The organism is Paenibacillus amylolyticus (assembly GCF_003719335.1).
Lineage (GTDB): Bacteria > Bacillota > Bacilli > Paenibacillales > Paenibacillaceae > Paenibacillus > Paenibacillus amylolyticus_D.
In genome coordinates this window covers 182,162-195,771 of the sequence record NZ_RIAS01000011.1, presented here as the reverse complement: position 1 = coordinate 195,771, position 13,610 = coordinate 182,162, and the positions used below count along the sequence as shown (strand labels likewise).

Sequence of the window (13,610 nt, the reverse complement as noted above, 5' to 3'; positions counted from 1 at the left end):
CCGGATAATTCACACCCTGGAATCGATATAATTATATCGTAACCTGCCAAGGGAAGCCATGATGGAGAGGATGAGCACAACATGTTAAAGATCAGTGACCTTCGGTGTGAATATCGGTTGAATCCAATTGGTTTGGATGTCAGGTCACCCCGACTGAGCTGGAAGCTGGAATCAGATCGTCGGAACTGTATACAGTCGTCTTATCAGGTTCAGCTATCTCATACACCCGATTTTGCAGTTATCATATGGGATACACAAGAGCTGAAATCAGATCAGTCTGTTCATGTCGAGCTTGAAGGTTTTCAACCTGCTGCTCGAACGCGGTATTTTTACCGGGTTCAGGTTCGGGATGCATTTGAAGAGTCCTCAGGGTGGTCTGAAGCCGCTTATTTCGAGATGGGACGCATGGAACTCAGCACCGATTGGACCGGAAAGTGGATTACAGCCAGCATACCTGGTGAACCTGATTCATCCTGTCCACGCATGAGAAGATACTTTGAGATTGTGAAACCTGTTCTCCGTGCAACCATTTATGCTACGGCACTTGGCATGTACGAGTTACATCTGAATCATACTCGGGTAGGTGAGGATTATTTTACGCCAGGTTGGACGACTTATAGTAAGCGTTTGCAATATCAGACTTATGAGGTGACCCATCAGCTTAAGGCTGGACAAAATGTACTTGGAGCCTATCTTGGAGATGGCTGGTACCTGGGGCATCTTGGTTGGAATAAAGAACGAGAGATTTTCGGTTCTACATCTGCTTTACTGCTGGAGCTTCATATTCGATATGTTGATGGCTCGGAAGAGATCATCGGGTCGAATGAAGAGTGGTCTGCTGCACCAAGTGCCATTCGCATGTCAGATATTTATATGGGGGAGACCTATGATGCGCGTATGGAGAGCGACTGGGGAGATCAATCTCAAGGTGCATGGTTACCCGCTCAAGTCCTTTCCTATCCGAAGGACATCATCGTCGCGCAAGAAAATGTACCTGTCAAGCAGATGGAGCAACTTCAGCCCGTAGCTTTGCTGACAACACCGCAAGGAGATCGCGTACTGGATATGGGACAGAACATGGTAGGCTGGGTGAGGTTCAGCATTGAGGGGGATGCAGGGCAGACGGTTGAACTACACCATGCCGAAATTCTGGATCACAAGGGGAATTTTTATATCGATAATCTTCGTGCTGCGAAACAAAGGATACATTACACCCTCAAAGGAGAAGGGATGGAGACATATGAGCCTCATTTTACATTTCAAGGATTCCGTTATGTGAAATTAATTGGTTTCCCGGAAGAGGTTGTTTTAGATCAGTTTACGGGAGTTGTCCTTCATTCCAGCATGGAACGTACAGGCCACTTCTCTTGCTCCAGCCCGTTGGTTAATCAACTCCATCACAATATTTTATGGGGACAAAAAGGGAACTTTGTTGACGTACCCACGGATTGTCCGCAGCGGGATGAGCGGCTGGGATGGACAGGGGATGCACAGATGTTCATCAGAACCTCCGCTTATCTGATGAATACAGCTCCCTTTTTTACGAAGTGGCTTCGGGATTTGCGAGCGGAGCAAGGAGAAGATGGGGGAGTGCCGTTTTTTGTCCCAGACCTGAGAAGCTTGATCTCCGAAGGCTGGGGAGATACAAGTCATTCCTCATCTGCCTGGGGAGATGCGGCGGTGATCTGTCCATGGGTCATGTACGAAATGTATGGGGACATGCGACTGCTCGAGGATCAATATGAAAGTATGCAGAGATGGATTGCATATATCTATGATCAGGGAGAGAATGCCTTCCTCTGGAATACAGGGTTTCACTTCGGGGACTGGCTTGCACTGGATTCCAAACCAGGCAGTTACGTTGGGGCGACGGACATCCATTATGTTGCGACTGCATTTTATGCATACTCCGTTTCATTGACTCGTAAAGCTGCGGCTGCACTAGGTAAATTGGAAGATGTTACGTATTATGATGAGCTGCATCGAAATATTGTCAAGGCATTCCAAGATGAATATGTCACTCCTGCAGGCAGACTAGCGGTTCCAACGCAAACAGCGCATGTGCTTGCCTTGCAGTTTGATCTGCTGGAGACATCAGCCTGTACTCGTGCTGCTATGCAATTGACTGAACTATTGAAAGAAACACAAAATCATCTTACAACCGGCTTTGTAGGAACGCCTTATTTGAATCCGGTACTAAGTGATATGGGCAGGAATGATCTAGCCTATGAATTATTGTTGCAGGAGGATTATCCGTCCTGGCTATACCAAGTGACGCAGGGAGCCACAACGGTGTGGGAGCATTGGGATGGCATGAGGGAGGATGGGAGCCTGTGGAGTGCTGATATGAACTCGTTTAATCATTATGCATATGGTGCTATAGGAGAATGGTTGTATCGTTACGTGGCAGGCATTCAGCCAGATGAAAAGCAGCCCGGATTTAAGAGGGTTCATATCAAGCCATATCCAGGTCCGGGACTGGAATGGGCAGATGCGAGTTTTGAGAGTATGTATGGCCAAGTGAAGTCTAGCTGGCGTCAACAGACACATGGGGAAATGGAACTCTGTGTTCAGATTCCTGCCAATACGAGAGCAGAGATACATCTGCCGAATGCCGATCGTCAAACGATTAGGGAGAACGGCAGTCTGATTCATCAATCTGCTGAATTTCAATTTTTGAACAGTCCGGGCACAGATGTGGCTATGACTTTAGGCTCTGGGAAATATCGATTCACCTACAAGTTGATGAATGAAGATAGTGAATGTAGCTAAACCTTGTTTACTGAATATATTCCAAATTAAGATTGTAATCTCCTCGCTAGCTGATTAAAATAAGATTTGGAATCTGGATTGCCGGAGACTATCTTTCTATTTTAAGACACAAGTGAGGTTATATGTATGAGTCCACCGGCTAATCGCCCCCGGCGCATAGAATATCTGGATCTCTATCGTGCTATCGCGATTATGGCAGTTGTAGCTATTCATGCGACATCAACAGCTGTTGCGCATTATCCTAAAAACACGTTTGATCATGATCTGTTTTACTTTTGGAATACCTTTTTGCAATTTGCCGTACCGGCATTTTTGTTTTTATCTTCGCTGGTTTTGTTTTATAACTACAGCGCCAAGCTGAATGAGAAGGGCTGGATGACTTCTTTTTACAAGAAGCGAATATTTTATATATTTGTACCGTATGTCGCCTGGTCTCTAATCTATTTTGTCATCAAAAAGTGGTTGGCTGGCAAAGAACCACTGGAGAGCAGTATGCAGCTTGTCAAACAGCTGGTACAAGGAACGGCACATACTCATTTATACTTTTTTTTGATTATTCTTCAATTTTACATTGTTTTTCCTTGGTTAATTTCCTTGACAAAACAGCCTTGGTTTAGACGCTATATGCCTTTATACTTTATAGCGGGTCAAGCACTGTTCTATGCCTTGCACTTGAAATTTCACTTTGAGCGAACAGGCAGTTTGCTTCCGAGTTATCTTATTGTGATTGGGTTTGGAGCCTGGATCGGCCTGAACTTCGAATGGGCGATGAAAAAAATGCTTCATTACCGTTATGCACTGATGGTCGCACTTATATGTGGAGCAGCGATTTCCTTGTATGCCACCGGAACGATTAAAACAACACTGCTAGAATGGCCGATTGTGACCTATGTATTGCTGTTTCTTATTCGAAATATATTTATACTTTCTGCTTGTTTGATGCTCCTGATTCTGAGTGAAAGAGTAGGTACAAGAGAACGACGTAAGGAATATAAAGTATCTCGATTTATGGATTCTTTGGGAACCTTGGCATTTGGCATCTTTTTAATTCATCCTTTGGTTTTACTATTCTGGAGACGCGAGCTTACCGATGATCTTGCCCGTCACTTCAGTCTTGGCATTGTGTTATCTTACATTGCGGCATTGTTATTCTCCTGGCTCTGTGCTATGGGTCTGCGTCGATTAAAATGGGGATGGGTTCTCATCGGACGGTAATTATAATTTCATTATTTTCTTAAAAAGATGTGAACAAATACAAAGAGATTTCAAGCCCTTTTCATAGGGTTTTTGGAAATCTCTTTTTTATTCACCTCAAAAAGGTTATGATGATGGAATATGCCTAAATGAAATTTATGGAATAAATAGCGCAAATATGAACTGATTGCTGTGACAAAGCTCACACAGAATTACATTATAGTAGGGAAATACTTATTGACCTGGTTATTATTTTGGACCGCAAGCCGTTGGGAGAAGACCGTTGGAGCAAACGGCGCAATTGATCCAGCGGCATTTTGATTTGTAGTTTTATACATGTGACAATTATGCTTGACAATCTTCATGCAACGACTGAAATAATCTTTTATACAGGAGGAAAAAGGTGTACTTTTTAATGCTTTTGTTAGTTGGTGTTGTTTTATGTTTTTTGTTTCCTTTCGGACCCATCATTGTCGGAGGGATCATCTTTGCTGTTGTTGTTGATCAATACAGGCAGACGATGTATATACGCGAAGATATACGGACGATCAAAAATCATTTGAAATTAATGAACAGGGAAGAGTCAGAAGATTACGAGGCAGATCAGGAATACAAAGATATAGATCGAATCTCATCCGAGAGAATGGAGGTTATTAATCGGAAGATTGAAGCGGAATTGGAACGGGACAACAAAAATAAAAAAACATAATCCCAATCAGAGGATGTTAGCGTTTTCTAGTTGCATAAAACAGTGAAATGTAATACCATGAACGCACATATAGTTCACATTGAAGAGATAAGGGCATGTCCAGTAACCTCAAGGCGCAGGTATGGTTTGCCTTTTTCTGTATATTGGAGTGATGAAGTGAGAATCGAGAAGGTGTTAAACAATAATGCGGTAGTCGCCATCAAAGATGAACAGGAAGTTATTGTTATTGGTAGAGGTATCGCTTTTCAAAAAAAGGCGGGTGATCTGATCTCTGACCAGCATGTTGACAAGATCTTTACTTTACAGAATGAAGATATTCAGGAAAACTTCAAGGCATTAATTGCCAGCATTCCACTTGAATATATGAAAGTCTCCGAAGAAATTATCGCGTATGCCAAGCTGAAGCTTGGTAAAAAGTTAAATGAGAGTATCTATCTGCATCTCACAGATCATATTCATTTTGCCATTGAGCGGTACCGCAACAATCTTCCGATTCGGAATGGCTTGTTATGGGAGACCAAACAGTTATATAAAGACGAGTATGAAGTAGGGCTTGAAGCGTTAAATATGATCTGTGATCAATTTGGAGTGCTTTTGCCGGAAGATGAGGCCGGATTTATGGCATTGCATTTTGTGAACGCAGCGCTTAACGAAGAGATGCCTAATATACGTAGCATGACGCAGGTGATGCAGGAGATTCTGACCGTGATCAAATATCACTTCAAAATAGACTTTGATGAGAATGCCTTGAACTACACCCGTTTTGTTACGCACCTGAAGTACTTCGCGCAGCGGATGGTGAAAGGGAAGCATTACAAGAGCAACAATGATGATGAGCTATTCCAGATGATTCAGAAAAAATACCCGGATGCACACAAGTGCTCTGTTAAAATCAAAAAATTTATTGAAAATAACTACACCTATCAACTAACTGACGAAGAAATGATGTATTTAACCATTCATATAGAGCGAGTGGTCAATGCAACTTCTGAATAATCATGTGCTTTAACAAATAAATAAAAAAAGTGCTTGCAAACATAGGCCGGATGTACTATGATGATCTCAAGAAGTAAGCGCATACATTATCCAAACGGATTGTTACTGTTAAATCAGGCAATTCCGGGCCGTAAGATTTAGGAATGAATCGATGTGCTTGCCAAGCAAAAATAATCAAATATCAATGTGTACAGCCTTACAGGGTTGCAACCGTTAAGGGCAAAACCTGAATTGCTGAATAACATGACTGATTTCCGGATTTCCGGTACGTTGTGATTGTTCAGTAGTTCAGGTTTTCTTTGTTTCACAAGCATGGGGAGTCTACTTAGAGAGGAAGAATGACAATGAGCAACTACGATCAATTAGCAAAAGACATTCTGTCACGGGTTGGTGGACCTGAGAACGTAAACAGTGTATTCCATTGCGTAACGAGATTGCGGTTTAAACTGAAAAATGAAAGCGTAGCAAAAACAGAAGAGCTTAAAAATCTGCCGGGTGTGATCACAGTCATGCAGAGCGGAGGACAGTATCAGGTCGTAATCGGCAATGAAGTGCCGGATGTATATAGAGCAGTGGTCAAAGCGGGTAATTTCCCAACGGAAGGGCAGGTTGAGGAATCTGCGGATACTTCGGGTAAAAAAGTGGGATTGTTCAGTCGATTTATTGATATGATCTCGGGTGTATTCACACCACTCCTTGGATTGCTGGCAGCAACGGGGATGATCAAAGGTTTCAACGAGATGTTTGTGGCCTTCGGCTGGCTCACGCAGGATTCAGGTACGTATCAGCTGCTGAAAGCAACTGGAGACTGTCTCTTCTATTTCTTCCCGATCTTCCTGGGTTATACGGCAATCAAAAAATTCGGCGGTTCCCCATTTCTGGGTATGGCCATCGGTGCTTCTCTCGTGTATCCGACGTTAGCCGGGCTTAAAACAGGCGATCCATTGTATACCTTGTTTACAGGCACATTGTTTGAATCACCGATTCACATTACGTTCCTGGGTTTGCCCGTTATTTTGATGGAGTACTCTTCATCTGTTATTCCAATCATTATCGCTACATTTGTAGCTGTAAGGTTAGAAAGATTCTTCAAAAACGTAATTCCAAAAGTAGTAAGCACATTCCTTGTACCATTCTTCACTTTACTGGTTATTGTTCCGGCAACATTCCTGGTTATTGGTCCAATCTCTACATGGGCAGGACAGTTGATTGGTGCTGGAGCAACCAACATTTATGAATTAAGTCCGATTGTTACGGGATTGATTATCGGTGGGTTATGGCAGGTATTCGTATTGTTTGGGCTTCACTGGGGACTGGTTCCGGTTGCGCTTCTCAATCTCAGTACATCAGGCGCTGATCCAGTTATCGCGATGTCCTTCGCGGCTTCATTTGCTCAAATTGGTGCAGTACTTGCGGTATTGCTCAGAACCAAAAATGCGAAAATCAAATCACTTAGTATTCCAGCATTTATCTCGGGTATTTTCGGTGTAACCGAACCTGCTATTTACGGTGTTACACTGCCGTTGAAAAAACCATTTATTATGAGCTGTATTGCAGGTGGTATCGGAGGCGGAATTCTAGGATATGCTGGTTCAAAAATATATATGATTGGTGGACTTGGTGTATTCGGTTACCCAACTTTTATTAACAAAGAAACCGGTTTGGATTCCTCATTCTACATGGCAATTGTTGCAACGCTGGTTGCTTTCGTTCTCGGTTTTATCCTGACTTACGTTGTTGGGTTCAAAGAAAAAGTAGAAGCTGCGCCAGCTCCGGCACCTGTACTTGATCCTAACCCGAATAACCGTTATGAAATTGTTAGCCCGATGGCTGGTGAAGTGGTTGAACTGAAAGAAATTAACGATGTTACGTTTGCAGGAGAACATATGGGTAAAGGGATTGCCATTCGTCCAACAAGTGGTAGAGTTGTGTCCCCGATTACAGGTGTTGTGCAAACCGTATATCGTACCAAACACGCAATTGGTCTTGTTACAGATGATGGAGTAGAGATGCTGATTCACATTGGTCAAGATACGGTGCAATTGAAAGGCCAACACTTTACTGCGCATGTCAAAGATGGTGATCGTGTCAATGCAGGTGATCTGATTATGGAGTTTGATCTGCAAGCGATTAAAGATGCGGGTTACGAAATCGTGACTCCAGTAATCATCACCAATACTTCCAGTTATCTCGACGTTGTCCCTACTAAAAGTCAGACTGTGAACGAGCAGGATAAACTGCTGACAGTACTGAACTAGTACGTGCTTGAACTGATCGAATCGGATCATAAATGCCTATCTATGATGAATAGGAGGAACAATTCAAATGTACGGAAAAATGAAGGCCTTCCCAGATGATTTTCTCTGGGGAGGAGCAACGGCAGCGAATCAGCTGGAAGGTGCTTATCTGGAAGGAGGGAAAGGGTTAACGACCGTTGACCTGATCCCTATTGGAGCCAATCGTTTTCCGATTGCGCTGGGTAACCTGGATTCGTTTGAACCAAAAGAAGGAGAATTTTACCCTTCACATGATGCGATTGATTTTTACCATCGGTATAAGGAAGATATCGCGTTATTTGCCGAAATGGGATTCAAGTGCCTCAGGCTTTCAATAGCCTGGGCACGGATTTTCCCGAATGGTGATGATGCAGAGCCAAATGAAGCAGGACTTCAATTTTATGACGATGTGTTTGATGAATTGCTGAAGTACAATATTGAACCCGTTGTCACGATCTGTCACTTTGATGTGCCTGTGAATTTGGTGAAAAACTACGGTGGCTGGAAAAACCGCAAGATGGTCGGCTTTTTCGAAACTTATGCCCAAACACTGTTTAATCGCTACAAAGATAAAGTGAAATACTGGATGACGTTTAACGAGATCAACATGCTGCTTCATCTGCCTTATATCGGTGCCGGGATTGTACTTCAGGAAGGCGAGGACAAAGAGCAGGTGTTGTATCAGGCGGCTCACCACGAGCTCGTTGCAAGTGCGTTGGCAGTTAAAGCTTGTCACGAGATCATTCCGAGTGCACAGATTGGATGTATGCTGGCTGCGGGTACGGTATATCCTTATAGTTCACACCCGGAAGATGTGTGGAAAGCGATGGATAAAGACCGGGAATCATTCTTCTTTATCGATGTACAATCCAAAGGAGAGTATCCGGGTTATACCAAACGTTTTTTCAGAGAAAATAATATCCGTATTGAGATGCAGCCGGAAGATGCCGAAATATTGAAGCAGCATACGGTTGATTACATTGGTTTCAGCTATTATGCAAGCCGTTGTACAAGTGCTGATCCGGAAGTGTTGAAGGACTCCACCGAAGGCAATGTATTTGGATCGGTGAAAAATCCGTATCTTCAAGCGTCCGAATGGGGTTGGACCATTGACCCCAAAGGGCTTCGTATTACGTGTAACCAGCTTCATGATCGCTACGGCAAACCGTTGTTTATTGTCGAAAATGGACTCGGTGCAACCGATGTGTTGCTGGATGATGACACGGTTGAAGATGACTATCGTATTGAGTATCTGAATAGCCACTTCGCAGAGATGGCCGAAGCGATTCAGGATGGCGTTGAACTGATCGGTTACACCAGCTGGGGACCTATTGACCTGGTTAGCGCAGGCACGGGTGAGATGAAAAAGCGATATGGCTACATTTATGTAGACAGAAATAATGATGGAAGCGGAACACTTCGTCGTGTAAGAAAGAAAAGCTTCCATTGGTACAAAGAGGTTATCGCAAGTAATGGAGCACAATATTTCTGATTTCAGGTGCTCATATAAGTAAGTTATTCTACAAATCAAAGTAGACCAAGAACAGTCCTGTTCGCACGGGATTGTTTTTGGTTTGATAAGGAATCATTGGCTTGACGTCCGTTTGACTCGTGTTATGAGTTTTATTATAATTTATTAATGTAGAAAATCTTGTCAACTAAGAAGGGGGAGTATCAGCCATGAAGAAAAAATCACTTGCGTTTATATCTTCAGGATATGGATACTCCACTGCGGTATTTTTCTAGAATCCAAAACACGGGAGAAGTCTGCCCAAATGGAGATCAAAATAATGAAAACCCGTAGAAAAATCTTAGGAATGATGAGGTAATGAACATGACAAATGAAAAAATTACGAGAAAAAATCCAACCAATATGCCATCCCCTGTAGGGAATTATACGCATATCACAAAAATTCCGAGAAATGCAGAGTTGTTTGTGACATCAGGGCAGGTTGGCGTAGATGTGAATGGTCAATTTCCGAATACGTTGAATGAACAAGTCACCAATACATTTCACAATATCAAAACCGTTATGCAATCCGAAGATTTGCATGCTGAACATATTATAAAAGTGAATGTATGGGCAACGGAGAAAATAGATTGGGATTACCTTTACGGTGAATGGGAGCAATTATTCGATCATGATTATCCTGCAATGACCATTGGATATATTACAGAGTTAGGTCTACCTGAGATCAAGATTGAAATTGAAATTTGGGCTGCAAAACTGTAAAACCAAATACATTTCAATAAATACGATGGAGCTTCTATCTTGTAGAAGCTCTATCGTTTTATTTGCATATTGACGATGAAATATAAGGAAACACGGGTCAACCTATTATGTTAGCGGTAAATGAACGGACGCATCATTAAGGGACTTGCACACTTTGATGAGCATTCAGCCTTCCGTACGTCCAATAGATGCCTGAACCGGATACGGGATCTGAAGCGAAACATAGGGCATCCCGGATTTGGGCATTCGTTTTGCCTTGAGATGCGAGTAAAGCAGCCACACCGGCAACTTGAGGAGCGGCCATAGACGTTCCACTAAGGTAGGCGTACGAACCACCAAGATACGTGGAGAGGATGGTATCCCCTGGTGCAGCCATATCCACCCAGGAGCCATAGTTAGAAAAATTTGATTTTAGGTCGGAAGAGTTGGTGGATGCAACAGCGATGACGTTGGCATACGACGCAGGAACAATCGGGAATGACGTATTGTCATTACCTGCTGCTGCAATGATGACAGCTCCTCGATCCCATGCATACTGAACTGCATCCTGAAGGAAGGTACCTCCTGTCGGTCCACCCAGACTAAGATTGACGACTTGAACGCCGTTATTGGCTGCAAAAACAAGCCCGTTGCCTACGTTGCCAATCGTTCCTTGGCCGTTGTTGTCCAGCACACGAAGCGGTACGATGGAAGCAAGAGGTGCTGTGCCTGCAATGCCAACACCATTATTGGTGATGGAAGCGGCGATACCGGCAACATGGGTGCCATGACCATTTCCGTCCTCCGGGATGTTGTCATAATCGACGTAATCGTAACCAGGCAATAGTTTGGATGCAAGTTCGGGATGATTCAACTGTACACCTGTATCAATGATAGCAATTTTAATCGAGCTGTTACTTTGGCTGATATCCCATGCAGCGGGCGCATTGATTTTGGTGAGATTATACTGATAAGGAAAGAAGGGATCATTGGGGATAAAGGAAGCTTCAACCAGATAGTTGGGATGTGCATGTTCTATGAGATCATGGTCCTTGTACTGTTTGAGCATCCGGTGCATTTTTTTGCGAGATTCGATTCGATACCACCCGAGGTCTTCATAAGTTTCGGCAACTTTACATTTCGCTTTTCGATGAAGGGTGTGCATCTGATCAGGGGTTGTACCTTCCTTGAACTTGATTAACAGTTGATGTGGGGCGTGAGGGTCGAATGTATTTGTTTCCCTTTGGTCGACATAGCGAAGGGTGAACCAAGTGGATATCAAAATGAAAACGGCCAAGATGCCTAACCATAACCACATCGGCTTTACCCCTTTCTATATTGGATTCTGACACGCCTTATCCTATGCGGAATCTATGAAAATGCGCGGGCTTGCTTCCAAATTGGTCGGGAGTATAGATAGATTCATAGGTTTGTCTTAATTCGTTAAGATGAAGAGAAGTATTCTATAATCGAAAATAAGGAATGTGATATGGTTGACAGAACATCAGATGAAACCGGAAGTAAGACCTGTTCAATCCCATGAGATACAGGAAGCGATTCATTTTGCTATGGGTGTGCGTAGCGAAGTATTTCCCATGATGGATCACAGCGTACTTCCCAAGGATTTTGAACAGTTCAGCGAACATTATATGAACCGAAAGGATACTGTTTTTGTGATTGCGCGATTGGGTGAAGCGGGCATTATCGGCTCGATCGGTATTATTCCTTACGATGGACGAATTCAGGTTATTGATGGTCGATACCCCGAACACGCTGCAGCTGAGATTGTAAAATGTTACGTTGATCCTGCCTACCGCAGGTACGGCATTGGCTCACTCTTGGTGAGGGAACTGGAGCAGTTCGTAAACCAGATGCCATATACAACGTTATATCTGCACACCCATCGTTTTCTGCCGGGAGCCGTAGATTTCTGGGAACGTCAAGGATTCACTTTTATTACGGAAGAGCAGAATGAATGGCAGATCGTGCATATGGACAAACCCATCAAATTTTAGATCGGAGAGATGTAGGAATGTACACAAGTCTGATTGAGAAACTGGCCCACACAAAGGCGTTAAAATGGTTCCCGAACCGTCAAGTCGAGGAAAGCTGGATCGTTGAAGTTGAACAGGAACTGGGGTTTTTGTTACCGCCTTCCTACCGGTGGTGGCTTCTCAATTATGGGCAAGCGATGTTAAGCGGGACACAAATTTTAACAATTACTTCATCAGAGCACAGAGAGTACACGGATACGGACATTCTCTATATCTACAGACTTGCAGATGAACAGGCAAAGCAGGAAGGCAAGCTGGAACTATTTATCCCGGATGAGGATGAATATTATTATTTCGATACACGAATGACTGATGCACGCGGGGAGTTCAAGGTGATGCGTTTAGATTACTTTAATGGAGAGCCCGAAGTGTATGCGGATTCTTTTGCTGAATTTCTAGAAAAGTTGATTGATCAACGAACACCTCGGAACGCGTAGTACAGTAAAACGTAAGGTTTCAGACAGAGAATACAACTGGGGGAATAACAGATGAGCAACACAAAACCAAAAATCGTATTTATTGATATTGATGGCACGTTGGTAGACGATGACGGTAACATCCCATTGTCTGCTCAAGAGGCTTGTAAACAAGCGCGTAAGAATGGACATCTGCTGTACTTATGCACAGGCCGCTCTAAGGCTGAGATCTATGATTCGATCTGGGATGTAGGCTTTGACGGATTGATTGGAGCAGGCGGAGGGTACGTTGAATACGGAGCAGATGTGTTATATCACAAAAAAGTAACTGCAGAAGATGTTCGTCATATGGTCGATTTCTTCAATGAAAACGGCATTGATTTCTATCTCGAATCCAACTCTGCATTGTATGCGAGCAGTAATCTTCAGACTCATCTGGAACGCCGCATCTATGGAGATATCGAGAATGATCCAGTTGCTCTGGAGAAAAAGGAAACAAAACCTCATCCGTTTATTGCAGGATTAACCTATGGTGAAGCCGATCTGTATAAAGACGACGTAAACAAGGTCTGTTTTCTGGAAAGTGAAGTCGTCCCGTTTGAACGCATCAAAGAGGAGTTTGAAGGCAAATTCGAAGTGATTCAATGTACTGTGCCTGTTTTCGGAGAGGGCAGCGGGGAATTGATGATTCCGGGCATCCACAAAGCGATTGCGATTGCTGATCTGTTAGAGCATCTGGGAATGTCGAGAGAAGATACGTTGGCCATCGGCGATGGCATGAATGATGCCGAGATGCTGGAGTTCTGTGCTATAGGGATTGCAATGGGCAATGCGAAGCCTGGGCTGAAAGCAATTGCCGATGATATCACAGGCTCCGTGGAAGAAGATGGACTATATCATAGCTTTGTGAAGCATGGGTTAATTTAAATCTTGAGAAAAAGAGAATCATAAGATTCAATCCGTTAAGACAGACATCTCTGT

Annotated in this window: 11 protein-coding genes; 10 read left to right on the top strand and 1 reads right to left on the bottom strand. The window is 43.4% G+C overall.

Annotated features, from left to right (window positions below; translation table 11 throughout):
- Positions 1-81 precede the first annotated feature (81 nt).
- The 7 genes from EC604_RS19735 to EC604_RS19705 all read left to right on the top strand — a co-directional run bounded on the left by EC604_RS19735 (position 82) and on the right by EC604_RS19705 (position 10,180).
- Complete coding sequence (locus EC604_RS19735) at positions 82-2,772, top strand: family 78 glycoside hydrolase catalytic domain (RefSeq protein WP_123065796.1); 2,691 nt, start codon at positions 82-84, stop codon at positions 2,770-2,772.
- 126 nt (positions 2,773-2,898) lie between these two features.
- Entirely contained in the window at positions 2,899-3,987 is a 1,089-nt protein-coding gene (locus EC604_RS19730) for an acyltransferase (RefSeq protein ID WP_123065795.1), read from the top strand.
- A gap of 382 nt (positions 3,988-4,369) precedes the next feature.
- Positions 4,370-4,675 carry a hypothetical protein gene (locus EC604_RS19725; protein WP_123065794.1) on the top strand — a complete coding sequence of 102 codons (306 nt, stop codon included), beginning with the start codon at positions 4,370-4,372 and terminating at the stop codon, positions 4,673-4,675.
- A 156-nt stretch (positions 4,676-4,831) separates the two neighbouring features.
- Positions 4,832-5,671: a BglG family transcription antiterminator LicT gene (licT, locus tag EC604_RS19720; protein ID WP_123065793.1), complete on the top strand. Its 840-nt coding sequence runs from the start codon at positions 4,832-4,834 to the stop codon at positions 5,669-5,671.
- A 344-nt stretch (positions 5,672-6,015) separates the two neighbouring features.
- A complete protein-coding gene (locus EC604_RS19715) occupies positions 6,016-7,929 on the top strand; it encodes a beta-glucoside-specific PTS transporter subunit IIABC (protein ID WP_123065792.1) in 1,914 nt (637 codons plus the stop codon).
- Between the two features lie 67 nt (positions 7,930-7,996).
- On the top strand, positions 7,997-9,439 hold the full coding sequence (locus EC604_RS19710; RefSeq protein ID WP_123065791.1) for a 6-phospho-beta-glucosidase: 1,443 nt from the start codon (positions 7,997-7,999) through the stop codon (positions 9,437-9,439).
- A gap of 342 nt (positions 9,440-9,781) precedes the next feature.
- Positions 9,782-10,180, top strand: coding sequence for a RidA family protein (locus EC604_RS19705; RefSeq protein ID WP_123065790.1), 399 nt, complete (start codon positions 9,782-9,784; stop codon positions 10,178-10,180).
- A gap of 136 nt (positions 10,181-10,316) precedes the next feature.
- Here EC604_RS19705 and EC604_RS19700 read toward each other — a convergent pair whose 3' ends face one another.
- Positions 10,317-11,477, bottom strand: coding sequence for a S8 family peptidase (locus EC604_RS19700; RefSeq protein WP_123065789.1), 1,161 nt, complete (start codon positions 11,475-11,477; stop codon positions 10,317-10,319).
- A gap of 190 nt (positions 11,478-11,667) precedes the next feature.
- Between EC604_RS19700 and EC604_RS19695 the strand changes: the two genes are divergently transcribed.
- The 3 genes from EC604_RS19695 to EC604_RS19685 are packed head-to-tail and all read left to right on the top strand — an operon-like array spanning position 11,668 to position 13,556.
- The gene (locus EC604_RS19695; RefSeq protein WP_123065826.1) at positions 11,668-12,174 is read left to right on the top strand and encodes a GNAT family N-acetyltransferase; all 507 of its coding nucleotides are present in this window, start codon (positions 11,668-11,670) and stop codon (positions 12,172-12,174) included.
- Positions 12,135-12,650, top strand: coding sequence for an SMI1/KNR4 family protein (locus EC604_RS19690; protein WP_240037037.1), 516 nt, complete (start codon positions 12,135-12,137; stop codon positions 12,648-12,650). Before EC604_RS19695 ends, EC604_RS19690 begins: the two co-directional genes overlap by 40 nt.
- Before the next feature lie 51 nt (positions 12,651-12,701).
- Positions 12,702-13,556, top strand: a complete 855-nt coding sequence (locus EC604_RS19685) for a Cof-type HAD-IIB family hydrolase (RefSeq protein WP_123065787.1) — start codon at positions 12,702-12,704, stop codon at positions 13,554-13,556.
- Positions 13,557-13,610 lie beyond the last annotated feature (54 nt).

Coding starts and splice junctions, on each gene's coding strand:
- EC604_RS19735 (WP_123065796.1), top strand. CDS start 82: ATGTTAAAGATCAGTGACCTTCGGTGTGAATATCGGTTGAATCCAATT.
- EC604_RS19730 (WP_123065795.1), top strand. CDS start 2,899: ATGAGTCCACCGGCTAATCGCCCCCGGCGCATAGAATATCTGGATCTC.
- EC604_RS19715 (WP_123065792.1), top strand. CDS start 6,016: ATGAGCAACTACGATCAATTAGCAAAAGACATTCTGTCACGGGTTGGT.
- EC604_RS19710 (WP_123065791.1), top strand. CDS start 7,997: ATGTACGGAAAAATGAAGGCCTTCCCAGATGATTTTCTCTGGGGAGGA.
- EC604_RS19705 (WP_123065790.1), top strand. CDS start 9,782: ATGACAAATGAAAAAATTACGAGAAAAAATCCAACCAATATGCCATCC.
- EC604_RS19700 (WP_123065789.1), bottom strand. CDS start 11,477: ATGTGGTTATGGTTAGGCATCTTGGCCGTTTTCATTTTGATATCCACT.
- EC604_RS19695 (WP_123065826.1), top strand. CDS start 11,668: ATGAAACCGGAAGTAAGACCTGTTCAATCCCATGAGATACAGGAAGCG.
- EC604_RS19690 (WP_240037037.1), top strand. CDS start 12,135: ATGGCAGATCGTGCATATGGACAAACCCATCAAATTTTAGATCGGAGA.
- EC604_RS19685 (WP_123065787.1), top strand. CDS start 12,702: ATGAGCAACACAAAACCAAAAATCGTATTTATTGATATTGATGGCACG.